Genomic DNA, 22786 nt, shown 5'->3' with positions numbered 1-22786 from the left:
GGGTGCTTTGCCTCCAGGAGTACGCCATGAGTCGTTCCCTTTCCCTGCAAGGTGCCGGCCTTGGCCTGCGTCGTGCGCTGTTGCCTGAATTGCTGACCATGAGCACGGGTGCCGTGGACTTCCTCGAATGTGCCCCCGATAACTGGATCGGCGTTGGCGGCACTTATAGCGAGGGCTTGGCACGCCTGGCCGAGCGCTATCCGCTGGCCTGCCACGGCCTTTCGCTGTCACTCGGCGGCCCCGCGCCGCTGGACCATGCCTTTGTGCGGCAGATTCGCGTTTTTCTTGACCGGTACAACGTACCGCTGTTCAGCGAACACCTGAGCTATTGCGCCGATGACGGTCACCTCTACGACCTGATCCCCATGCCCTTCACCGACGAAGCGGTGCGCCACACGGCCGCGCGCATTCGTGAGGTGCAGGATGCCCTTGGCCGGCGCATCGCAGTGGAAAACATCGCCTACTACGCAGCGCCCTACCAGGCAATGAGCGAAATCGACTTCCTCCGCGCGGTCCTCGACGAGGCCGACTGCGACCTGCTGCTGGACATCAACAATGTGATCGTCAATGCCTGCAACCACCGTTATGACGCTGCCGACTTCCTCGCCGCGGTGCCGGCCGAGCGGGTGGTTTGCCTGCACGTGGCCGGGCATTACGACGAAGCGCCGGACCTGAAGATCGATACCCACGGCGCAAGCGTCAAGGCTGATGTCTGGCGCCTGCTGGCCGGCGCCTACCAGCATTTGGGGAGCGTACCGACCGTGCTGGAGCGTGACTTCAACCTGCCACCGCTGCCTGAGTTGCTCATTGAGGTAGATTACATCCGCGACCTGCAAACTGCCGCGCAAACGCCAGAGGTGCGCCATGGCTGAGACATTGCGCGAGCAGCAGCTGCGCATGGCCCGCTTCATCCGCGACCCGCAGGCCAACGCGCCGCCGCCAGGCATTGAGGAACGGCGGCTGGCGGTTTATCGGCAGCTGTTCTTTGGCAACATGAAGTCGTTGCTGGCAGGCAGCTTTCCGGTGCTGCATGCGACCCTCGCCGCCGAGCAATGGCAGGCGCTAACCGAAGATTTCTACGCCAGCCACCGCTGCCAGACACCGTTGTTCACCGAGGTGGCTGGCGAGCTGGTCGACTACCTGCAAACCAGGGAGGATCTGCCGGGCTGGGTGGCTGAACTGGCCCATTACGAGTGGATCGAGACGGTGTTGTTGCTCGGCGAGAATACCGAACCTGCGCATGACCCCGCCGGTGACCTGCTCGAGGGGGTACCGTTGCTGTCCAGCCTGGCGCTGCCGCTGGCCTACGTTTGGCCGGTCAGCCAAATTGGGCCGGGCACCATTCCTCTACAGGCACCCATCGAACCCACACGGTTGCTGGCCCGTCGAGGCGCCGACCACAAGGTGCACTTCTCCCGCTTGGCGCCGCTGGCCCACGCGTTACTGGTGTCGTTGCAACAGCAGCCGCTCAGTGGCCGCGAGCACTTTGCAGCATTGGCAGAACACAGTGGCGTAGCGCCGGACTTCATCGAAGCTCACGGCCTAGCGCTGTTGGTCGGCCTCAAATCAGAAGGCGTGGTGCTGGGCACAGCGTTGTAGGCGCGGGCTTGCCCGCGAAGCAGTCACCGCGGTGGTTGGCCAGGGCTTGGCCCTGGATCGCGGGCAAGCCCGCTCCTACAAGAATTTGTGCTGTCCGCAGGCGGCCAATGGGCTCGAGTGCGGGGCGCTACAGTCGCAGGCCTGGATTGATTGAGGCCGTATGCTCGGTCAGGGAGTGGCGGGCGCCAGGCCATTGAGCAGCAAGCGCACGGAGGAAGCGGTGGCGGCGTGGTAATCGATGCCCGGCCTGGGGCCACCGGCGGCATGCCAGCCCATGTTGACGCATGACTGCGCCATGGCCCACACCGATGGCAGCACATGCTCCGGGTTCACCGGCGCCAATTGCCCGCTGCCGATCCACTGGCGTATATGCGCGGTATTTTCCCGCGCCTGGCTGGCCCAGCGTTCGAGGAAATCACCGGGAATACGCCGGCCGCCTTCCTTGAGCTCCTGCAGCAGCACCTTCGAGGCGAATGGCCGCCCTTCGAACAGGTGAATCATCGAGGTGACCGTGCGGCTAAGCGCCTGCAGCGGCTCGTCGTCGTGCTGAAAGGGCGCGCAAGCTTGCAGGTAGCCGGGTGCGATGTCTTCCAGCACCCCGTGATAGAGGTTGGCCTTGGACTTGAAGTAGTACAGCACGTTGGACCTGGGCAAGCTGGCCAGGGCAGCGATGACCGACAGCTTGGTTGCGGCATAGCCCTGTTGGGCGAACGCCTCGCTGGCGGCGTTCAGGATGACCCTGCGTACCGGGTCGGCTTGGGGCGCCTCGGGTGCGTTGGGCGTTTTACGTGGCAGATCGAACGGCATGATGTACACGGCAATGCACCTGAGAAGAATACCGAAATATACAAAACTATACAGCGGTAGTCTGCACAAGGGTTACACAAGCCGGCGGCTGGCCACGGTGGACTGGGCCAGCGCCGTGGTGATCGCGGGTAAACCCGCTCTTGCACGGATTGCGCATGCAGGCTGTTTGCGCCTGTATTGCGCCACGCTGGCTGGGTTATCCTGCGGGCCTTCTGTCGTTGCCGAGATCGCCATGTCGTCAGCTGCCGTGCAGGCCCCACTGAAACTCGCCGATCGCGATTCGCGCCATTCTGCCCAGGTGCTCGGCCTGTGTTTGCCCAGCGATGTGGTGCTGTACCTGCTGCTGCCCATGTACGCAGGCAATTTCGGCGTCACCCTGGTAGAGGCGGGCATTTTGCTGGCCGCCAACCGCCTGGTGCGCATCATCGGCTATGGCTGGGTGCTGCGCTTCTATGCCCGCCAGGGTGATCGCGCCGCCTGCACGGTCGCGGCAGTGGCGGCGGCAACCTGCGCACTGGGTTACGCTACCGTGTCGGGTTTTGCCGCGCTGCTGGTGCTGCGCCTGACCTGGGGCCTGTGTTTCGCCACCTTCAACCTCAGCACGCAAACCCTGGCCACCGCGCAGGCCGAAGGTGCCGCGCGGCGCGCCGGGCGCTCGCGGGCAATCATCTCCATCGGGCCGATGCTGGCCTTGCCGCTGGCGGCGCTGATGGCCCAGGCCTGGGGGCCGCGCAGCGTATTCCTGGTATTGTGCGGCAGTTGCTTGTGCAGCCTGTGGGCCGCCCGCGCCTTGCCCGCCAAGCCTCACGAAATCCTGCCCAACCGTGGCCGACGGCTGCGCCTGCCTGACAGCATCGCCACCTGGTCGTTCGTCGAAGGTGTGGCGCTTGACGGGTTGTTCATCTTTGGCTTGTCGCTGTATGCGCAGACCCACCTGGGGAGTAATGGCGTGTTGGCGGCGGGTGTGCTGATGGCGGTGCGTTACCTGAGCGAGATGCTCTTCAGCCCCCTGGGTGGTCGCTTGGCCGACCGCTTCGGCGCATTGCGCATGCTGGTGGTGCTGTCGCTGGCGACCGCCGTGGCGCTGCTGCTGTTTGGCAGCCACTGGCTGTTTGTCGGAGCATTCTTCGTGTTGGTGCTGCGCGCCTTGCAGCTGCCGTTGGTAGTCACGCTGGTGGCCGGCCGCTACCCCGAGGGGCGTATCCAGGCCCTGGCGGGCAATGCAGTGTGGCGCGATATCGGTGCCGGGCTGGGCCCGATCCTGGCCGGGCTGTTGCTACCGAATTTCGCGCCACTGTGGGTGTATGCCGTTGCTGCGCTGATGCTCAGCATGACGGCACTGGGTTGTGGTTGGGCAGGGCGTAGCTTCGCTCAGCGGCGGTAGTAGTGGTGGTCGGCCTCGTAGCGGTGGTGCGCGGCCCGGTCATGGTGGCGCTGCCATTCGCGGCGGCGTTCGGCTTCGCGCCGCGCCTGCTCGCGGCGCCATTGTTCACGGCGCCAGTTTTCGCGGCGCCAGTCGTCGCGACGGTCATGCCGGTAGCCGTCGTGGCGGTAACGGTCATCATGCGCCAATAGCGTGGCGGGCTGCTGTGCAGCCACGCTCGCCAGGCTCGGCCAGGGGTTGTCGGCACCCTCGGCATGGGCTTGCACAGGCATGGCGTCGAAGGTATGAACAGGCGTTGGCGCCTTCATCGGTGTAGCGGATGCCGAGCCCATTGCCGCGAACGCGAACAGGCCGAGGAGCACTATCCGGGGGACATGGATTTTCATGAGCGAAGACAACCTCTGCTGGATATTGGGGCGTTGGGCCATGCGTTCGCGGGCCAGCCTGAAGGCTGCCTGGCGCACTGCATGTGCCTGATCACATAGACCAGCAAAGCGGAAAAAGTTCGGGAAAACCGTTACTTAAATGGCAAGGCTGGCATGGCGGCGGCTGCCGCAATGCCCTCAATGCACGCCGGGAACGGTATACTTGGCGCCTTTGCCAGCGCCCGGGAGAAGTTCATGCGGCAGGTCTTGTTAATCGTCGATGTCCAGTCCACCTTCAGCCCGCCGGAGTGGCTGGTCGATGGCGTGCGTGCGTTGTCCGCGACGATCCCGACCATCGCCTCGGTCGAATTGCATGACGAGCAGGTGACGCCTTTCGAGCGGCAGCTGGGCTGGCACCCTGCCGCTGAGGATGAGAGCCTGGTCGAAGCCGACAAGGTGTTCATCAAACACGGTTATGGGCAGACTGCCGAGACCCTTGAGTACATCCGCCAGCTGGGCGTCGAGCGCGTGCTGGTCTGCGGGCTGCAGACCGAAACCTGCGTGCTGGCCGCAGGCTTCGCGCTGTTCGATGCGGGGCTGACGCCCACGTTGATCACCGACTTGACGGTGGGCTCTTCCCTCGATCGCTCAGGCAAGATGGGCATCGAGTTGTGGAAGCACCACTTCGGCAATGTCACCACCCGCGCCGAGGTGCTGGCCGAACTCGCCAGCTGACTGCTGCTGCGCGCCGGTCACTGACTCAGTGACCGGCAGGGGCAGATTGCCTTGCCCGGTTTTTAGCGGCCAAGCATCACGGTTTTCAGCTGTGTTTGTGCCTGTTGCACTGTTTTGGCCTGGGTGTTCAGGTCCGCCAGCATGGCATTCAGCTCGGCTTGAACTTTCGGGTCTGAAACCTTCACGATCGCGCCGTTGATGTCGATCTTTGCCTTGTTCGCGTCCACGTAGTCGGCGATTTTCAGGCTGCTGTCGAGGGTGCCGCTGATCTGCGGCAGTACGGCCAGGAAGGTATCGGCCGGAACGCTGACGGTACGCTCGAAGGCCTTGTCGTACACCACCTTGAGGTCTTCTGGCTGCTTGAGCTGGGCGTGGGCGCTGTCTGCCTTGGCTTTTTGCGCCTGCAGTTGGGTACCCATGTCATTGAGGCCGGTCTGCACCGCCTTGATGTCGTCACGGCGCGCGGTGACATCATTCAACGAGCGCACTGCGCCTTTTTGCAACAGGTTGCCCAGCGGTTTGACGGCGGCATCCATGGCGCCGTTGAAGTCAGTGATGACCGCGTAGTGCTCGGTGTAGGGGCCAAACGCCTGGGTTTCGTCCGGGGTCAGCTTGGGCACGTGAACGCCTGGCTTATCGACGATACGGGTTTGCAGGAACTCGCTGAACGCAGTGCGTTGTTTGGGTTCGTTGTCACCGCAGGCGGCGAGGGCGAGGGGCAGGGCGAGGGCAAGCAGCCAGCGGGGGCGGAACGTGACATTCATGTCGGTGAATCTCCTGAAGGATAAGGTACGCGCCACCCGGGCATCGCGCACGGCGTGGCGGGAGAAGAATAGTGGTTTCTGCGTTGGGATCCAACACTAGGCCATAGGCAGCTCGAAACCCGCGATGCCGCGCCCAAGCTTCTGGGCTTGTGCGTACAGCACCCGCATCAGGTGCAGCGCCGCCTGCGACGGTGGCTCGAAGCGCGAGTAGACGAAGCTGATATCGAAATGAATCTCCTCGGCCAGCGGCACCACGGCGAGGCCGCTGTCCTGTGCGACGAACTCGTCGATCAGGGTAATGCCCATGCCTTGCTTGACCAGCGCCACGGCTTCGTTGGCATTGGTGAACGACAGCAACGAATCCAGTTGCAACCCGCGCTGGGCAATTTCATCCGCCAGCAGCTTGCCGAACGGCATGTCCGGGCGGAACAGCAACAGCGCCTGGCCCTCCAGCTGTTGCAAGGCCAGTGAGGGTTGCTGGGCCAGCGCGTGGGAGGCGGGCATTACCGCCACCATGCGCCCCCGCATGAAGGCCTGCGAGTGCAGGTGATCGTGGACCACCGGCAGGGCGGCGATCGACAGGTCGACCTTTTTCGACAGGATCTGGTTGGGCATCTCGCCCATCAATGAGGTCTGCCATTCGATGTGCAGCGCTGGCGCCTCACGCTTGAGCTGCGCCAGGGCAATCGGTATGACCACCGTCGACAACGACGCGCTGCAGGAGATGCGCAGCTTGCGGTGGGTACCGGAGGCCAGCGACAGCGCGGTCTCATTGACCTGCAGAGCCGCCTGGTACACCCGCTCGACCTCACGGAACAGGATCTGCGCCTCGGCGGTGGGCACCAGGCGGTTGTTGATGCGCTCGAACAGGCGGTAAGCCAGGCGCCCCTCGATGTAGCCAATCAGCTTGCTCACCGCCGGTTGCGAGACATACAGCATTTTTGCCGCGGCACTGATCGAGCCGGTCAGCATGACGGCACGGAACACTTCCATATGGCGCAATTTGAACACCATGTTGCTGGCGTCGGCGCCTGCTTGGCCGGGGAGCATGAGTATTACCTTCGGTTATGGTCTTGGCCATCTGTGTATGAGCGCCGTGGCGGCGCCCGCAGTATCTTGAGCCTAGGCAAATCGCCCTGGTGGCGAACAATAACAAGATCTGCAGGCAAGCGCAGTGGCGCTTGAAGGAGCCGCCTTTGAACATCTTTGACGAACCGAAGATCGATTGCCATAACCATTTGTTTGACCCTGCACGCTTTGCGTATCACCCCGATGCCCCCTATGCCCCCTCGGGGCAGGAGGTTGCGCCGCTGGAGCAGTTCAACCAGGTGATGGACGCCTATGGCGTGCGCCATGCCTTGCTGGTGGGCCCCAACAGTGGCTACCACACCGACAACCGTTGCCTGTTGCACGCCCTGGCCAGCGGCCAGGGGCGCTTCCGGGGCGTGGCGGTGGTCGACCGCCAGATCAGCCTTGAACAACTGGCCGCGCTGCGTGAGCAGGGCGTGGTCGGCGTGGCATTCAACCCAGCGTTGTATGGCGTGGCCAGCCTGCGAGACGTCGAGCCGCTGTTCGGCAAGCTGGCCGAGCTTGGCCTGTTTGCCCAGGTGCAGGTCTGCGAAGACCAGTTGCTCGAACTGCTCGGCCTGATCGAGCGCAGCGCGGTGCGAGTACTGATCGACCACTGCGGGCGCCCGGACGCGGCTGCCGGTATTCATCAGGCCGGTTTCCAGGCCTTGCTCAGGCTCGCCCGGCATGGGCGGGTCTGCGTGAAGCTATCAGGCATGCAGAAGTTCGCCGCTGCCGATGCCCTGCACGAGCAGAGCCGCGCCTACGTGCATGAGCTGATCAACGCCTTCGGCCCGCAGGCCTGCGTGTGGGGCTCCGACTGGCCGTTCATTCGCCAGCGCACGCGGGTGGATTACGGCCCCTTGCTGAAGCTGGCCGAACGTTTGATGCCGGACCCGCACCTGCGCCGCACCATCATGTGGGACACCCCCAGGCGCCTGTTCGGCTTCGCCTGACGCCTGCGCATTTGCCATTCCAATAACAAGAGAGCAACCGTCATGAACGCTGATCAGCCTATCGGCGCCGGGGTGTTCGACACGCCCGCCCGCCTGCAACAACGCACCCGCACCCGCTTCATGATCCTGGCGCTGATTTCTGGCGGCACCATGATCAACTACCTTGACCGCAGCGTGATGGGCATTGCTGCCCCGAGCATCAGCGCCGACCTGGGCCTGAACGCGGCGATGATGGGCCTGATTTTTTCGGCGTTTTCGTGGACGTATGCGGCTGCGCAAATTCCCGGCGGCATCCTGATCGACAAGCTCGGCACCAAACTGACCTACTGGCTGGCCCTGACCCTGTGGTCGCTGTTCACCGGCCTGCAGGGTTTGGCCCAGGGGTTTTTGTCCTTGCTGGGCATGCGCTTTCTGGTGGGTGTGACCGAAGCGCCGTGCTTCCCCACCAACAGCCGCGTGGTGGCGACCTGGTTCCCGCAAAGCGAGCGCGCCAGGGCGACCGGCATTTACACCTTTGCCGAGTACACGGGCCTGGCGTTCCTCACGCCGCTGCTGTTCTGGGTGCTGCACGCCTATGGCTGGCGTTTTCTGTTGATGGCGGTCGGCGTGATGGGGGTGCTGTACGGCCTGGTGTGGTGGCGCAAGTACCACGAGCCGCACCAGTCCAAGACAGCCAACCAGGCCGAACTGGACTATATCGCCGCCGGCGGTGGCGTGGTCGATGGCGGGCAGAAGGCCACGGTGTTCCGCTGGTCGCAGATCCCGGCGCTGCTCAAGCACCGCAACATGCTCGGCATCTGCCTGGGGCAGTTCGCCTGCAACTCGACCAACGTGTTTTTCCTCACCTGGTTCCCGACTTACCTGGTGACCGAGCGGCACATGCCATGGCTGAAGGTCGGTTGGGTTGCCGTACTGCCCTTTATTGCCGCCTCGCTGGGTACGCTGGTGGGCGGCTGGCTGTCCGATGCGCTGTTGCGCCGCGGCTACTCGCTGAACGTGGCGCGCAAGCTACCGGTGATTGCCGGCCTGCTGACCGCTTCGGTGATCGTCCTTGCCAACTATGTCGAGTCCGACGTGCTGGTGATCGCCATCCTCTGCGTGGCGTATTTCGCCCAGGGCATGTCGGCGCTGGCCTGGATGATCGTGTCCGACATCGCGCCCAAGGGCCTGCTGGGCTTGAGTGGCGGCTTGTTCAACCTGTTCGCCAACGCCGCTGGCATCGTCACCCCGCTGACCATCGGCCTGATCGTCAGCGCCACTGGCTCGTTTGTCTGGGCGCTGGTCTTCGTGTCTTCGATCACGGCGCTCGGGGCGCTGTGCTACCTGTTCATGGTGCGCGACCTGCGTCGCCTGCCGGATATTCCCTGTGTCGAAAAAGGAGCTGAACAATGAGCCAATCCCTGCAAGGGCAAACTGCAATCGTCACCGGCGGCATGCGCGGCATCGGCCTGGCCATCGCCCAACGCTTGCATGCCGCAGGCGCCCAGGTGGTGATCTGGGACCTCGCGGTCGACGGTTGGGACAGCGCAGGGAGTGGCTTCGAGCCGGTGCTGCGCCAGGCTGTGGATGTCGCCTCGCTGGCCTCGGTCGAGGCAGCGTTCGCTGACGTGCTGGAGCGTGTGGGGCCGGTGCAGATCCTGGTCAACAATGCCGGCATCAATGGCCCGGTAGTGCCGTCCTGGGAGTACCCGCCAGAAGCCTGGGACAAGGTCATGGCCATCGACCTGAATGGCGTCTTCTACTGCTGCCGCACCGCCATCCCGCACATGCGCGAGCGTGGCTATGGGCGTATCGTCAATATCGCCTCGATGGCAGGCAAGGACGGTGTGCAGTTCATCTCGGGGTACTCCGCTGCAAAGGCGGGTGTGATTGCCTTCACCAAGGCCGCAGCCAAAGAGCTGGCGCAGGATGGCGTGCTGCTCAACTGCATCGCGCCAGCCATGGTCGAAACCCCACTGATGGCCGAAATGACCGCCGAGCACATTGCCGCGAGCAAGGCCAAGATCCCCATGGGGCGCTTCCTCAAGGCGCAAGAGATCGCCAACATGGTGGCCTGGATCGCCGGGCCGGAATGCAGCTTCACCACGGGCTTTGTGTTCGACCTCAGTGGCGGGAGGGCGACCTATTGAGGCCGCTGGGGGTTGCCCACCTGACAGCGCTGGACCTTGCCCCGCAGGCCCTGGTGCGTGAGGCCGGCCGCGCCGGCTTCAGCTCGGTGGGCCTGCGCCTGCACCCGGTGATGCCGGGGGCGCAGGCATACCCGCTGGCCGTGGGCAGCGAAGCGCTCCGTGAGCTGAAGGCGGTGATGGCGGGTGAGGGCGTCAGCGTTGCCGACATCGAGTTCGTCTCGCTGACGCCGCAGGTGCGCATTGCCGAATGCGAAGCGTTGCTGGCGGCCGGTGCCGAGCTGGGAGCGGTGAGCCTCACCGTTTCCGGCGATGACCACGACAACGTGCGGCTTGCGCACAACTTCGCGGCGCTGTGTGAACGGGCCAAGGTGCATGGCCTGCGCGTGGACCTCGAGTTCATGCGCTGGCGGCCGGTGGCGACGTTGCAGCAAGCGCTGGCCGTGTTGACGGCCGCCGGGCAGGGCAACAGCGCGGTGCTGGTGGATGCGCTGCACCTGTTCCGATCGGGTGGGGACGTGGCAGCGATTGCCCAGGTGGACCCGCATTACCTGCGGGCCGTTCAACTGTGCGATGCACCGCTGCAGGCACCGGTTGAAGCACTGATCATCCAGGAGGCCCGTGAAGGGCGGCTGTTGCCGGGGCAAGGGCAACTGCCGTTGCTGGCGTTGCTGGAGGCGTTGCCGGTGGATGTGGCGGTGAGTGTGGAGACGCCTTCGTCAGGGCTTCAACGTGAACACCGTCTTCAGCAGGCGTATGGCGCCACACGCAGTTGCCTGGAGGGTAGCCGCCTGCACTGACGTCTGCGGCAGATCAGATCACCCGAGCACGGTGCAACGCCTCCAATGCCTCGTTGCGCAACCGCGCCAGCCGATCATCGCGACGCTCGCGCGGATACCCCAGGCCAACCTGCAACTCCCGGCACACTGTGCCTGGGCGGTTGCTGATGACCAGCACCCGGTCGCTCAGGTACAGCGCCTCATCCACATCATGGGTCACCACCAGCAAGGCAATCCCGTGCCGTCGGGCCAGTTCCAGCAACAAGTCCTGAAGCTTGAAGCGGGTAAACGCATCTACCGCGCTGAACGGCTCATCCAGCAACAACAGCTGCGGCTGGCCATACAGGCCGCGCGCGATGGCAACGCGCTGGGCCATGCCGCCCGACAAGGCCTTGGGCAGCGCATCGGCAAAACCGGCAAGGCCCACTTCTTCGATCAGCGCGGCCACGCGGGTGCGGTCGTAGCCTTTGTCTTCGCTGAAGCCAATGTTGTCGGCCACATTCAGCCACGGCATCAGCCTGGGCTCCTGGAACACGAAACCGACTTGCTCAGGGCGCCGCTGCAAATGGCCGACGAAGCGCTGGTCCAGCTGCGCCACCAACCGCAACAGGGTGCTTTTGCCGCAGCCACTGGGGCCCAGCAGGCTGACGATTTCGCCCGGGTGCAGTTGCAGGTCGATCTTGCCGAGCACGGGCGTGTCGCCGAATGCTTTGTGTTCAACCTGCAGGTCGAGCAACGGCGCTTTGCCCGGAGCGGTTTGATGAATGCGCAAGGGTTGATTCATGGTTCAAGCCTTTGTGTCGGTGCCATCGAAAGTATCGCGCCAGGCCAGCCAGCGTTTCTCCAGCCCGGCCAGCAGCCCGTCGCTGAGCTTGCCAAGTAGCGCCAGGACAATGATCGCGGCCAGCACCAGATCGGGCCGAGAGGTTTCCCGTCCATCACTGAGCAGGTACCCCAGCCCGCGGGTGGCAGCGATCAGTTCAGCCGCTACCAGGAACATCCAGCTCAGGCTCAGCGCGCTGCGCAGCCCGGTGAATACCCCGGGGATGGCGGCTGGGAGCAGCACCCGCCGGGCCAGGCGCAGCGGGCTGAAGCCATACATGCGCGCCACCTCCACCAACTTGCGGTCAATGTTACGGATCGCCGCCACGCCATTGAGGTAGACCGGGAAGAACGCGCCGATGGCGATCAGGGTGATCTTGGAGGTTTCACCAATGCCCAGCCACAGTAGCAACAGCGGCACCCAAGCCAGGCTGGGGATAGCCCGCAGGCTGGCGAAGGTCGGCTCCAGCCACGCTTCGGCCTCGCGGCTCAGGCCCACCCAGGCGGCGAACAGCAAGCCGAGCAGGGCACCGATGGCGAAACCTGCCAGTACCCGCGAGAGGCTGGCACCGATGTGTTTCCATAGCGCACCGTCGGCGAGCTGCAACAGGGTTTGCGCGACCTCGCTGGGCGCAGGCATCTGGTAGGCGGCGATCCAGCCCAGGCGCACCACGGCTTCCAGCAGCAGAATGATCGCCACCGGCAGCGCCAGGCCTTTGAGGCGGCGCGGCCATTGCCGTGGCTGAGCGGTGCCTGCGGCGAGCAGGTTGCTGTGGCTACTCATCACTCGATACTGGCTTTGCCGAAGGAAGGGTCGATCAGCTGATCGATGACGTCATTGACGTCCACGCCACGCTTGACCAGTTCTTCTGAAACCAGAATCGGCGCGGCAGCCTTGGACGCGGCGACATCCTGGGCGCTCAGTTGCGGGGTGGAAAGGTCGGTGCGCGACAGCTGCAGCTTGGCCACATCCAGCGGTAGCTTGGACTCTTCAGCCAGCAACTTGGCGAACTCTTCCGGATGCGCGACCGCCCAGTGGCGGGCTTGTTCGTACGCCTTTATCACTTTGGCTATGGTCTGTGGATGCTGTTTGGCAAACGTCTCGGTCACGCTGACCACGCCATAACTGTTGAAGTCCTTGTTGCGGTACAGCAGACGTGAACCGGCCTGCAGTTCGCTGGCGGCCATGTGCGGGTCGAGGCCGGCCCAGGCGTCGACGTCGCCTTTCTCCAGCGCGGTGCGGCCGTCCGGGTGCTGCAGGTGCAGCAATTCGACGTCGTCTTTTTTCAAGCCGGCTTTTTCCAGGGCGCGCAGGGTGAACAGGTACGGGTCGGTGCCTTTGGTGGCGGCGATCTTCTTGCCTTTGAGGTCTTCGATGCCCTGGAGGGCTGAGTCCTTGGCGACCACCAGGGCGGTCCATTCGGCGCGGCTGTAGACGTACACCGACTTGATCGGGCTACCGTTGGCGCGGGCCAGCACGGCCGAGAGGCTCGCGGACGAGCCAAAGTCGGCGCCGCCGCTGTTGAGGTATTCCAGCGAGCGGTTGCTGCCCTGGCTGAACACCCAGCTGACCTTGGCTTCGGGCAGGGCTTTTTCCACCCAGCCGAAATGCTTCAGCACCAGGCTCACGGGGGAGTAATAGGCGTAGTCCAGGCGCACTTCCTTGGGCGCAGTTTCGGCGTAGGCGGCCGGGTTGCAGATGAGCGCTAGCAAGCCTGCGCTAGTCAACGTCTTGAGGCTGCGGGGGAGGGCGAGGGCCAGGTGGGTCAGGCGCATTGCAGGGTCCAGTCGAATGAAGGTGTGACCACTCGATTGCAGGGTGCATGCCATATGGCCATTGAGCCGCTCGCCCACCTGCATCAATGGGTTTGCCGGGCGGCCGCGGGCGCGGATTAACCCGCGAACATGGGTGCAGGCAGTGGCTTACTGCCCCATGCGTCTATGCCTGTAAATCGCTGACACAAGAGCGCAGGCGGCCGGCAGCCTGTGCGGTGCGGGGCATTCTGCTGATCTGCTGTTGCCTGGCAGACAGTGCCTGCCTTCAAGGCTCGGTCGACTGTTAACCTCAGGTAACTAATGAGGTGAATCCAACTGTATTACCGCACTGCAGAAAACCCCTTACCGTTAGCCCACGTGACAACCACACGTTACCTGGGCTAACGCGCGTCCTGCCTGCACGCAGCCGTTGGCCCAGCCGCCACATTCATCCGACCACAACAATAATTCGGAGACGGCAATGGCCAAGCGATTGATAGGCAAACTGTACGTACAAGTGCTGATAGGCGTGACGCTGGGCATCCTGGTCGGCGTGTTCTGGCCGCAGGTCGGTGCCGACATGAAACCGCTGGGTGATGCGTTCATCAAGCTGATCAAGATGGTCTTCGCGCCGATCATCTTCGCCACGGTGGTGCTGGGCATCGCCAAGATGGAGAACATGAAGGAACTCGGCCGCGTCGGTGTGCGGGCGTTGATCTACTTCGAAGTGCTGTCGACCTTCGCCCTGGTGCTGGGCCTGGTGGTGGTCAACCTGGTGCAGCCAGGGCAGGGCATGAACGTCGACCCTGCCACCCTCGACGCCCAGGCCATCTCCAGCTACACGGCCGCTGCGGCCAATGGTTCGGGCGGGTTCACCGATTTTCTTCTGCATGTGATCCCCGGCAGCGTGGTCGACGCGTTCGCCAAGAATGAAATCTTGCAGATCCTGCTGTTCTCGACCCTGCTGGGCATCGCGCTGGCCAACCTGGGCGAGCGCGGCAAGCCGGTGGTCGATGTGCTCGAGTCGTTTTCCCACGGCATGTTCTACATCGTCGGCCTGGTCATGCGCGTCGCGCCACTGGCGGCCTGTGGCGCCATGGCCTTCACCGTGGGCAAGTATGGCCTGGGGTCGATCGTATCGCTGGGCAAGCTGATGGCGACCATGTACCTGACGTGCTTCCTGTTCGTGGTGATCATTCTGGGCACCATCGCGCGCCTGTCGGGCTTCAGCCTGTGGAAATTCCTCAAGTACCTGCGTGAAGAGCTGTTCACCGTGCTGGGCACCAGTTCGTCCGAGTCGGTGGTGCCGCAGTTGATGAACAAGCTGGAGAAGGTGGGTGTATCCAAGCCCGTGGTGGGCCTGGTGATCCCGTCTGGCCTGACCTTCAACCCCGATGGCCAGTGCATCTACTACACCATGGCGGCCATTTTCATCGCCCAGGCTACCAACACGCCGCTGACCTTGATGGACCAACTGATCGTACTGGGCGTGCTGCTGCTCACCTCCAAGGGCTCGGCGGGCGTCACCGGCTCGGGTTTCATTACCTTGGCCGCCACCCTGGCGACCATGGACAACATTCCCGTGGCCGGCATGGTCCTGCTGCTGGGCGTCGACCGCTTCATGTCCGAAGCCCGCGCCATCACCAACACCATCGGTAACGCGGTCGGCACCATGGCCATCGCCAAGTGGGTCGGCGCGCTGGACAGCACCCGCATGGCGCAGGTGCTGGATGGCCAGGCCGAGCCGGAGGCCGACAAAAGCACGTTGCCCACCCCCGTAGTACAGGCTGCGACGACCCCCACCCGCGCCTGAGCCCAACAACTAGAACGACCCGCCTTGCAATGCCCTGAGGAGATAACCCGTGGATAAAGAAACAGCCGTGTCATCGCTGACCGACGTGATGGCCAAGTTCACCGCCTACATCGGCAAGCGCCTGCCCAAGGACGTCAAGGAAAAGACCGCCAAGCTGCGCGCCGCCGAAACCAACCCGCTGGCCATCGCGGTGTACGACTCGATGGCCGACAACCAGGAATACGCAGACAAACTGGACCGTCCCAGTTGCCAGGACACCGGTGTGATCCAGTACTTCATCTCGGCCGGCGCGCGGTTCCCGTTGCTGGGCGAGCTTGAAGGCATTCTGGAAAACGCCACGCGCGAGGCGACCATCAAGGGCCCCCTGCGCCACAACGCGGTGGAGACCTTCATCGAGAAGAACACCGGTACCAACACCGGCTCGAAGATCCCGTGGCTGGACTGGGAAATCATCCCCGACGCCGACCATGCCATCGTCGACGTCTACATGGCCGGTGGCGGCTGCACCTTGCCAGGGTCGGCCAAGGTACTGATGCCGGGCCAGGGCTACGAAGGCGTGACCGAGTTCGTGTTCGACGTGATCACCTCGCGCGGCGTCAACGCCTGCCCGCCGCTGCTGGTCGGTGTCGGGGTGTCGACCTCGGTGGAAACCGCTGCACGCCTGTCCAAGCGGGCCATCCTGCGCCCGGTCGACTCCAGCCACCCCAACGAGAGCGCGGCGATGATGGAAAAGCTGCTGGAAGACGGCCTCAACGAAATCGGCATCGGCCCGCAGGGGCTGACCGGCAACAGCAGCGTCATGGGCGTGAACATCGAGTCCTCGGCGCGCCACCCTTCGACCATCGGCGTGGCTGTTTCCACCGGTTGCTGGGCGCACCGCCGCGGCAAGATCCGCATCAACGCCGACCTCTCCTATGACATCCTCTCGCACGAAGGTGTAGTCCTGTGAACCCGACCACTGTGAACAAAGGCGCTGTGAAAAAGATCCTCAGCACGCCGATCAAAGACGAAGACCTGGCCGACCTCAACGTTGGCGATGTGGTCTACCTGACCGGCCAGCTGGTCACCTGCCGCGACGTGGCCCATCGCCGCCTGATCGAGCTCAAGCGCGAGCTGCCGGTAGACCTGCGCGGCGGGGCGATCTTCCACGCCGGGCCGATCGTGCGCAAGAAGGACGATGGCAGCTTCGAGATGGTGTCCATCGGGCCGACCACCAGCATGCGCATGGAAAAGTTCGAGAAGCAGTTCATCGAAGAAACCGGCGTGAAACTGATCGTCGGCAAAGGCGGCATGGGCCCGGAAACCACCACCGGCTGCCTGGAGAACAAGGCCGTGCATGCGGTGTTCCCGGGCGGTTGTGCGGTGCTTGCGGCCACCCAGGTGGAGGAGATCGAACGGGCGGAATGGCAGGACCTGGGTATGCCGGAAACCTTGTGGGTCAACCGGGTGCGTGAGTTCGGGCCGTTGATCATCTCCATCGATACAAAGGGCAATAACCTGTTCGAGCAGAACAAGGCGCGCTTCAATGAACGCAAGGGGGCGGTGATCGAGAAGATCAACAGCCAGGTGCGGTTCATTAAGTGACTGTGGTGGCCCCATCGCCGGCTTGCCGGCGATGGGCCGTCAACGACGACCTCACCCCTGAGCCGTACGCAACGGCACCTCGCGCAGCAACCACGACAACCCGAACGCCACACAGGTCACCACCGCTGCCACCAGAAACACCCCATGCATGGCCCCGGAAAACGCCTGCAGGTACGCCTGCTGCAGGGGCGCCGCCAAGGCGTGCACCGCCGTTGGCGACAGGCTGGCGGCCCCACCGGCATTGGCGGCGAAGTCGCCGGGCAGCCCATCCAGCAAGGCACGCGAGAACAACGCGCCGAACACCGATACGCCAACCGAGCCGCCAATGGAGCGGAACAGCGTGGCGCCTGATGTCGCCACGCCCATGTGGCGCCGTTCGACGCTGTTTTGCACGGCCAGGATCAACACCTGCATCACCATGCCCAGCCCTGCGCCCAGTAAGCCCATGTACAGGTTCATCTGCCACATCGGCGTATCCAGCTCCAGCCGGCTCAGCAGGCCGAGGGCGATCACCTGGAGCAAGGTGCCGACGATCGGGAAGAGGCGGTAGCGCCCCCAACGGCTGATCAGCCGCCCGGTAATGGCCGACACCACCAGCAAACCGCCCATCAGCGGCAGCATCTGCAGGCCGGCGCTGGTCGGTGAAACCTCCTTGACTACCTGCATGTACAGCGGCAGGAAGGTCACCGAACCGAACAGCGACACACCGACGATCAAGCCGATCAGCCCGGCGAGCACGAAGGTGCGGTGGCGGAACAGGTGCAGCGGCATGATCGGCTCGGCGGCCCGTCGCTGTTCGAAGACGAAACCGACCAGGCCGATCACGGCGAACAACGCCAGGCACAGCACATCGAGCGAGGCCCATGGCAACAGGCTGCCACCCAGGCTGGTGATCAGCACCAGTGCGCCCAGCAGCACGGTCAGAAAGAACGCGCCGATGTAGTCGACCACGTGCTTGACCGGTGCGACATGCGGGCGGAACACACTGCCGATGACCACCACCGCCAGCAGCCCCAGCGGCAGGTTGATGAAGAAGATCCAGTGCCAGGACAGGTGCTCGACCAGAAAACCGCCAATCAGCGGCCCGACGACGGTCGCCAGGCCGAACACGCCGCCGAACAGGCCTTGGTAGCGGCCACGCTCGGCCGGTGGGATGACATCGCCGATGGCGGCCATGGCAACCACCATCAGCCCGCCACCGCCCAGGCCTTGCAAGGCACGGAACAGGATCAACTGGCTCATGTTCTGCGCCAGCCCGCACAGTGCCGAGCCCAGCAGGAATAGGGCGATTGCGATCTGCAACACCCGCTTGCGGCCATACAGGTCACCAAACTTGCCATACAGCGGCACCACCACGGTGGAGGCCAGCAAGTATGCCGTGACCACCCACGACAGCCAGCGTAGCCCACCGAGGTCACTGACGATGGTGGGCAGCGCCGTGGACACGATGGTCTGGTCGAGCGCGGCGAGGAACATCACCAGCATCAGCGCGCCGAGCAGCAAAGGGATGGAGGCCTGCGCCTGCGGTTCGGCCAGCGCGGGGGTGTTGCCTGCGGTCGGTTGCATGGGGCCGCCTTGCACCTGAGGGTGCGCTTGAGGGTTGCGGTTAGCCACGGTCAGTGGCCTTTGCCTTGGGCATACAGGCGGCTGGTTTCCTGCAGGCCTGCCAGGGCGAAGCTGTACAAATGGGCAGCGACCTCGTCGGCGGGCATGCCAAGAATCTCGTGAAGCGCACCGGAGGCGCCGCGGGGGCCGATCAGCAGCATGGCCCAGGGTGCTGTGACGCACAGGATGCAGCGGGTAAGGGCTGGCTGCTCCGGGGCAATGCCGGTGATTTCGCTGAACAGCCCTTTGAGCAGTGCCAGCTTCATCGGTGCACCGGCCTGCAGATGGGCCTGGCCATGGGGGCTGGGGGCGAGGATCTCGGCAGCTAGCACGCGCAGGTGCCAGTTGTTGCGCCCTTGCGTGGCCTTGCGCACCACCAGCTCGACCAGGGCACGCAGCTTGTCGGTTGCCGGCTGCTCGGCGAGGGTAATGCGCTGCAGATCGGAAATATCCAGAAAGCGCCGACGGGCTTCGTCCAGCACCGCCAGGTACAGGCCGTTGCGGCTGCCGAAGTGGTAGTTGATCGAGGCCAGGTCGACCTCGGCCTTGGCCGCGACCGCCTTGTTGCTGGCTTCGGCATAACCCACGGCAGCAAACAGCTCGCCGGCGGCCTGAAGAATCCGGGTGCGGGTGGCTTCGCCATCCTTGCGGGGTTCGCGCGGGGTTGTCGCCATGGCTTCGATTCCTGGGGCTATCAATTACGCCAAGAGTGGTTCAGTTTTAAGTTAAATTCAATTTAAATTTAGTGTTTGTGACCAGAGGTGCACCGGTAATCGGCAGCGCACGCGCACAGGCAACCGGACAGCGCACACCGCTAGGGCGAGAGGCCCCACCTATGGTATACAGGCCTGATAACGACACCACTATCGCCTGGCACCCGGATGCGTTCAGGCATGGCTGGTAATTTCATGTAATTGCTCCATTTATTGAGAAACGGAGATTCGAAGATGACCGCCACCGACCGTCTGAGCCTGCTTCAGTATGAGCACCTGGGCCTGGACGATGTTGCCGCCGCTGAATTCAAGGTGGCACTGGGTGAACTGCGCAAGTTGGCGCTGGGTGACCGTTATGAGCACCATGCCGCGCTGCACCTGGGTGATATCGCTGAAGCCGAAAACCGTCAGCAACTGGATCAGACCAAGAACTGGGGCATCGGCTTCCTGCAGGGCCTGACCTGCGCCCATACCCTGTCGGAAGAGCAGGTCAAGGCACTGCGCGGTGTGTTCCAGGCAGCAGCCAAGCGTTCGCTGGCGCGTATGCCCGCGTGAACCGACCCGGTTGAAAGCCCTGGCGGCTGGCTGAATCTGGTCCAGACTGTGTAAGGCATGCGCCCAGCAGTACAGCAGGCGCCTACAGGATGTGGCAGCCTTTTGCGACCACGCCAGGCCGCCGAAGGCCGCATGCACCGAGGGTGGAGATGATCGAGTGCGGGTCTGGCCGGTCCTGGTTGCTTTCACTTTGCCTGCTTCTGCTGCCGCAGTTATCGGTGGCGGAGGCGGGTTGTGGGCAATTGACGGCGACCGGCAATCCGGAATATCCCCCCTACCTGTGGCGCGACCCGCACAACCCCCAGGTGCTGATCGGCGCCAATGCCGACTTGCTCAAGCACCTGGGTGAATCGCTGGGGCTCAAGGTGGACGTGCGTTATGGCGGGCCGTGGTCGCGCGCGCAGGAAGAAGTGCGCACCGGCCGCATCGACCTGTTGGCCGGCTACTTCCTGACCCAGGCGCGCCTGCAGGAGATGGACTTCATCAGCCCACCGTTTCTGCATACCCCAAGCGTTGTCTGGGTGCGCCAGGATGCAACTTTTGCCTATCGCGGCTGGGCGGACCTCAAGGGGCTGACGGGCGGCACCCTGGTCAGCAACAGCCACGGCCAGAAATTCGACGATTACGCCAACGCCAACCTCTCGCTCGAAGCGGTGCCCAGCGCCAGGCAGGCGTTCGAGAAGCTGCTGCACAGGCGCAACGACTACGTGATCTACGAGCAGTACCCCGGTATGGCGCTGGCACGCACGCTAGGCATGGACAAGCAGTTGAAGGTGCTGGAGCCGCCGGTGTCCAGCGAAGGGTTGTACCTGGCGCTGTCCCATGACTCACCCTGCAACCAGCCCGCGCTGCGTGAACAGTTGGCGCAAAAAATGAAAGAAATCGCCTCCGGCCCGTTGCCCGGCCAGTTGCTGGAAAAAAACCTTGAGCGCTGGCAGCAGGAGCAGGCGGGCGTGCCGCACTGACGCTACAGTGGCGGTGCCAGCGCGCCCAGTGCTTGCTTGGCCTTGCTTACATTGACTGCACTGGGCAAGGCAACGCCGTTCTTCACCGCCAGAATCTCGGCCATGACGCTGACCGCGATCTCCGCCGGTGTCTTGCTGCCGATATAGATGCCGATCGGGCCATGCAGGCGTGCCAGCGACGCTTCGCTTTCGCCGAAATGTTCGATCAACCGTTCGCGGCGCAGCTGGTTGTTGCGCCGTGAGCCGATCACGCCGATGTAGAACGCCGGGCTGTGCAACGCTTCCAGTAGCGCCAGGTCATCCAGTTTGGGGTCGTGACTGAGGCCGACGATGCAACTGCGCAGGTCGGGGGCGAAGGCCCGGACCACGTCGTCCGGCATGCCAACGATCTTTTCCACGCCCGCGACATTCCAGCCGCCCATGTATTCGGGGCGGGGGTCGCAGACGGCCACCTTGAAGCCGTTGAACAGGGCCATCGTTGCCAGGTACTCGGCCAGTACCCCGGCACCGATCAGCAGCATGCGGTAACCGGGGCCCAAGGTATTGACCATGCGCTGGCCATCGAAGCTGAATTGCTCGGGCGTGGCGGTGGTGCTCAAGTGAACGTGACCGCTGCCCAGGTGCAGTTCGCGACGTACCAGGTGGCCCGCGTCCAGCTGCGCCAGCAACTGCTCCAGGCTCGCCAACGCAGGGGTGAATTCGAGGATCAGCTCAAGGGTGCCGCCGCAGGGCAGGCCAAAGCGGTGCGCCTCGTCGGCGCTGACGCCGTACTGCACCACTTGCGGCGGCCCTTCGGGCATGCCATCGCCGCTGTAGGCGGTGGTGTAGCGGTGCACCAGGTCATCCTCGATGCAGCCGCCCGACACACTGCCGATCACCCGGCCATCGCCGCGCAGGGCCATCATCGAGCCCACCGGCCTGGGCGATGAACCCCAGGTGCGCGCCACGGTGGCCAGCATTGCTCGATCGCCAGCCTGCAGCCAGTCGCAGGCGGTGCGCAGCACCAGCAGGTCGATGCTTTCCATTGGCAGCTCTCCTCAGCGCATGTGCAAGATGATCGGGCTGCTGCTGGCCGGGTCGGTGTGCCCGCGCAGTTTGCCGACCGCCTGTGCATCCACCGCGCCGCCGTGGTTGCCCCAGGTGCTGCGAACGAAACTCAGCACATCGGCGACTTCCTGGTCCGACAGCTGTTCGCGGAAGGCCGGCATGCGGTAGGCATCGGGCAGCCCTGCGGTGACGACGCGTTGCGAGCCATTGAGGGTGATGTTGATCGCCGAGGCGTCCTCCTTGGCCAGCGCCGATGTCGCGCCCGCCAGTGGCGGCATCCATTCGGCCTGCCCCTTGCCGTCCAGGCCGTGGCACGTGGCGCAGCGGGTCACGTAGGTGTGGGCGCCGGGGCTGTTCAGCCGTTCGCCAGCAGCAACGGCCTGGTATTGCCAGGGGGTGCCGTCGCGCTGAGGGTCGCCGGGCAACGACTTGAGGTAGCGGGCAATCGCCGCCAGGTCGTCATCGCTCATGAACTGCGTAGAGTTGTTGAACGCTTCGGTCATCGAACCGTACACCACCGCGTGCTTGTTGCGCCCGGTCTTGAGGAACTGCACGATCTCGGCCTCGCTCCAGCGGCCCAGGCCGGTGTTGGGGTCGTCGCGCAGGCTGGGCGCGTACCAGCCATCCAGCAAGGCACCCGCCAGGTAGGGTTTACCGGCTTCATCCAGGGCCTTTTCGTTGAACGCCAACCCGCGCGGGGTGTGACAACTGCCGCAGTGGCCGGGGCCCTGGACGATATAGGCGCCGCGGTTCCACAGCGCGTCCTGCCCGTCCTTTGCCGCATAGGGTGTGGTAGCGGCGAACACGCCGTTCCACAAGGCAATCGGCCAGCGCATGTTCAACGGCCAGGGAATGTCGCTGGGGAGGTTCGCCTGTTGCGCAGGCTGCACACCCTTCATGAAGAAGGCATACAAGGCCAGCACGTCGTCATCGCTGAGCTTGGCGTAGGACGGGTAGGGCATGGCCGGGTACAGCCGCCGACCACCCGGCGCCACGCCCTGGCGCACCGCACGGTCAAAGTCGGCGAGGCTGTAATTGCCGATGCCGGTCGCAGGGTCGGGGGTCACGTTGGTGGCATGGATCGCGCCCAGCGGCGTGGCCATTTCCAGGCCGCCGGCGAAAGGCTTGCCTTCGGGCAGGCTGTGGCAGGCGACGCAGTCGCTGAGCCTGGCCACGTATTCACCGCGGCTGACCAACGCCGGGTCGAAGCTGACGTTCTGTTCACTGGCGAAGGGCGAAGCGGGCTCGCGGGTGACGTACCAGGCCAGCAGGCCTGCCGCGATCAGGCACGGCAGCGCCAGCCAGCCTGCGGTTCTTGCGAAGCGACTCTGGGTCATGGGGCAG

The 22786-nt window shown here is 64.2% G+C and carries 24 protein-coding genes; 13 read left to right on the top strand and 11 right to left on the bottom strand.

All coding sequences use genetic code 11. The features are described 5' to 3' along the window. The first annotated feature begins 26 nt into the window (after nt 1-26). The gene (locus ABEH27_RS15135) at nt 27-872 is read left to right on the top strand and encodes a DUF692 domain-containing protein (RefSeq protein WP_346614368.1); all 846 of its coding nucleotides are present in this window, start codon (nt 27-29) and stop codon (nt 870-872) included. Further along, nucleotides 865-1599 carry a putative DNA-binding domain-containing protein gene (locus ABEH27_RS15130; protein ID WP_346614367.1) on the top strand — a complete coding sequence of 245 codons (735 nt, stop codon included), beginning with the start codon at nt 865-867 and terminating at the stop codon, nt 1597-1599. Before ABEH27_RS15135 ends, ABEH27_RS15130 begins: the two co-directional genes overlap by 8 nt. 168 nt (nt 1600-1767) lie before the next feature. On the opposite strand, the gene ABEH27_RS15125 is transcribed toward ABEH27_RS15130, so the two are convergent. Next, nucleotides 1768-2406, bottom strand: a complete 639-nt coding sequence (locus tag ABEH27_RS15125) for a TetR family transcriptional regulator C-terminal domain-containing protein (RefSeq protein ID WP_346614366.1) — start codon at nt 2404-2406, stop codon at nt 1768-1770. Nucleotides 2407-2638: 232 nt separating this feature from the next. Here ABEH27_RS15125 and ABEH27_RS15120 point away from each other — a divergent pair, with 232 nt between their 5' ends. Continuing rightward, nucleotides 2639-3790 carry an MFS transporter gene (locus ABEH27_RS15120; protein WP_346614365.1) on the top strand — a complete coding sequence of 384 codons (1152 nt, stop codon included), beginning with the start codon at nt 2639-2641 and terminating at the stop codon, nt 3788-3790. Here the strand turns inward: ABEH27_RS15120 and ABEH27_RS15115 are convergent. Continuing rightward, nucleotides 3778-4176, bottom strand: a complete 399-nt coding sequence (locus ABEH27_RS15115) for a hypothetical protein (RefSeq protein WP_346614364.1) — start codon at nt 4174-4176, stop codon at nt 3778-3780. The two genes, ABEH27_RS15120 and ABEH27_RS15115, sit on opposite strands and share 13 nt — an antisense overlap. A gap of 234 nt (nt 4177-4410) precedes the next feature. On the opposite strand from ABEH27_RS15115, the gene ABEH27_RS15110 reads away from it, so the two are divergent. Then, nucleotides 4411-4890, top strand: coding sequence for an isochorismatase family protein (locus ABEH27_RS15110; RefSeq protein ID WP_346614363.1), 480 nt, complete (start codon nt 4411-4413; stop codon nt 4888-4890). Between the two features lie 62 nt (nt 4891-4952). Here ABEH27_RS15110 and ABEH27_RS15105 read toward each other — a convergent pair whose 3' ends face one another. Beyond that, the gene (locus ABEH27_RS15105) at nt 4953-5654 is read right to left on the bottom strand and encodes a DUF3053 domain-containing protein (protein WP_346614362.1); all 702 of its coding nucleotides are present in this window, start codon (nt 5652-5654) and stop codon (nt 4953-4955) included. Nucleotides 5655-5750: 96 nt separating this feature from the next. Then, nucleotides 5751-6704: a LysR family transcriptional regulator gene (locus ABEH27_RS15100; protein ID WP_346614361.1), complete on the bottom strand. Its 954-nt coding sequence runs from the start codon at nt 6702-6704 to the stop codon at nt 5751-5753. Between the two features lie 146 nt (nt 6705-6850). Between ABEH27_RS15100 and ABEH27_RS15095 the strand changes: the two genes are divergently transcribed. From ABEH27_RS15095 to ABEH27_RS15080, 4 genes are read left to right on the top strand one after another with little or no spacing between them, the layout of a single operon-like run. Next, the gene (locus tag ABEH27_RS15095; RefSeq protein WP_346614360.1) at nt 6851-7678 is read left to right on the top strand and encodes an amidohydrolase family protein; all 828 of its coding nucleotides are present in this window, start codon (nt 6851-6853) and stop codon (nt 7676-7678) included. 42 nt (nt 7679-7720) lie between these two features. Beyond that, nucleotides 7721-9070 carry an MFS transporter gene (locus ABEH27_RS15090; protein ID WP_346614359.1) on the top strand — a complete coding sequence of 450 codons (1350 nt, stop codon included), beginning with the start codon at nt 7721-7723 and terminating at the stop codon, nt 9068-9070. Then, entirely contained in the window at nt 9067-9807 is a 741-nt protein-coding gene (locus ABEH27_RS15085; RefSeq protein ID WP_346614358.1) for an SDR family NAD(P)-dependent oxidoreductase, read from the top strand. Before ABEH27_RS15090 ends, ABEH27_RS15085 begins: the two co-directional genes overlap by 4 nt. Further along, the gene (locus ABEH27_RS15080; protein ID WP_346614357.1) at nt 9804-10604 is read left to right on the top strand and encodes a TIM barrel protein; all 801 of its coding nucleotides are present in this window, start codon (nt 9804-9806) and stop codon (nt 10602-10604) included. The genes ABEH27_RS15085 and ABEH27_RS15080 overlap by 4 nt, the downstream gene beginning before the upstream one ends. 13 nt (nt 10605-10617) lie before the next feature. Here the strand turns inward: ABEH27_RS15080 and ABEH27_RS15075 are convergent, their stop codons facing one another. From ABEH27_RS15075 to ABEH27_RS15065, 3 genes are read right to left on the bottom strand one after another with little or no spacing between them, the layout of a single operon-like run. Further along, entirely contained in the window at nt 10618-11367 is a 750-nt protein-coding gene (locus tag ABEH27_RS15075; RefSeq protein WP_346614356.1) for an ABC transporter ATP-binding protein, read from the bottom strand. Nucleotides 11368-11370: 3 nt separating this feature from the next. After that, nucleotides 11371-12189 (bottom strand): ABC transporter permease, encoded by an 819-nt coding sequence (locus ABEH27_RS15070; protein ID WP_346614355.1) that lies wholly within the window; start codon nt 12187-12189, stop codon nt 11371-11373. Next, nucleotides 12189-13181, bottom strand: coding sequence for an aliphatic sulfonate ABC transporter substrate-binding protein (locus tag ABEH27_RS15065; RefSeq protein WP_346614354.1), 993 nt, complete (start codon nt 13179-13181; stop codon nt 12189-12191). Before ABEH27_RS15065 ends, ABEH27_RS15070 begins: the two co-directional genes overlap by 1 nt. Before the next feature lie 460 nt (nt 13182-13641). Between ABEH27_RS15065 and ABEH27_RS15060 the strand changes: the two genes are divergently transcribed. From ABEH27_RS15060 to ttdB, 3 genes are read left to right on the top strand one after another with little or no spacing between them, the layout of a single operon-like run. Continuing rightward, nucleotides 13642-14973 (top strand): dicarboxylate/amino acid:cation symporter, encoded by a 1332-nt coding sequence (locus tag ABEH27_RS15060; protein WP_346614353.1) that lies wholly within the window; start codon nt 13642-13644, stop codon nt 14971-14973. Nucleotides 14974-15022: 49 nt separating this feature from the next. Then, nucleotides 15023-15922, top strand: coding sequence for a L(+)-tartrate dehydratase subunit alpha (ttdA, locus tag ABEH27_RS15055; protein WP_346614352.1), 900 nt, complete (start codon nt 15023-15025; stop codon nt 15920-15922). 26 nt (nt 15923-15948) lie between these two features. Then, nucleotides 15949-16557 carry a L(+)-tartrate dehydratase subunit beta gene (ttdB, locus tag ABEH27_RS15050; RefSeq protein WP_346614413.1) on the top strand — a complete coding sequence of 203 codons (609 nt, stop codon included), beginning with the start codon at nt 15949-15951 and terminating at the stop codon, nt 16555-16557. Between the two features lie 51 nt (nt 16558-16608). Here ttdB and ABEH27_RS15045 read toward each other — a convergent pair whose 3' ends face one another. Together ABEH27_RS15045 and ABEH27_RS15040 are read right to left on the bottom strand one after the other, a co-directional pair. After that, complete coding sequence (locus ABEH27_RS15045) at nt 16609-18123, bottom strand: MDR family MFS transporter (RefSeq protein WP_346614351.1); 1515 nt, start codon at nt 18121-18123, stop codon at nt 16609-16611. A 50-nt stretch (nt 18124-18173) separates the two neighbouring features. Continuing rightward, on the bottom strand, nt 18174-18836 hold the full coding sequence (locus ABEH27_RS15040; RefSeq protein WP_346614350.1) for a CerR family C-terminal domain-containing protein: 663 nt from the start codon (nt 18834-18836) through the stop codon (nt 18174-18176). 273 nt (nt 18837-19109) lie between these two features. Between ABEH27_RS15040 and ABEH27_RS15035 the strand changes: the two genes are divergently transcribed. Together ABEH27_RS15035 and ABEH27_RS15030 are read left to right on the top strand one after the other, a co-directional pair. Then, the gene (locus tag ABEH27_RS15035; RefSeq protein WP_346614349.1) at nt 19110-19430 is read left to right on the top strand and encodes a hypothetical protein; all 321 of its coding nucleotides are present in this window, start codon (nt 19110-19112) and stop codon (nt 19428-19430) included. Between the two features lie 149 nt (nt 19431-19579). After that, nucleotides 19580-20395, top strand: coding sequence for a transporter substrate-binding domain-containing protein (locus ABEH27_RS15030; RefSeq protein ID WP_346614348.1), 816 nt, complete (start codon nt 19580-19582; stop codon nt 20393-20395). A 2-nt stretch (nt 20396-20397) separates the two neighbouring features. Here the strand turns inward: ABEH27_RS15030 and ABEH27_RS15025 are convergent, their stop codons facing one another. Further along, entirely contained in the window at nt 20398-21420 is a 1023-nt protein-coding gene (locus ABEH27_RS15025) for an XdhC family protein (protein WP_346614347.1), read from the bottom strand. 12 nt (nt 21421-21432) lie between these two features. After that, nucleotides 21433-22779, bottom strand: a complete 1347-nt coding sequence (locus ABEH27_RS15020; protein WP_346614346.1) for a cytochrome c — start codon at nt 22777-22779, stop codon at nt 21433-21435. Between the last annotated feature and the right edge of the window lie 7 nt (nt 22780-22786).

The organism is Pseudomonas sp. P39-UII1, assembly GCF_039672635.1.
GTDB lineage: Bacteria > Pseudomonadota > Gammaproteobacteria > Pseudomonadales > Pseudomonadaceae > Aquipseudomonas.
This window is presented reverse-complemented; position numbering and strand designations above follow the sequence as displayed.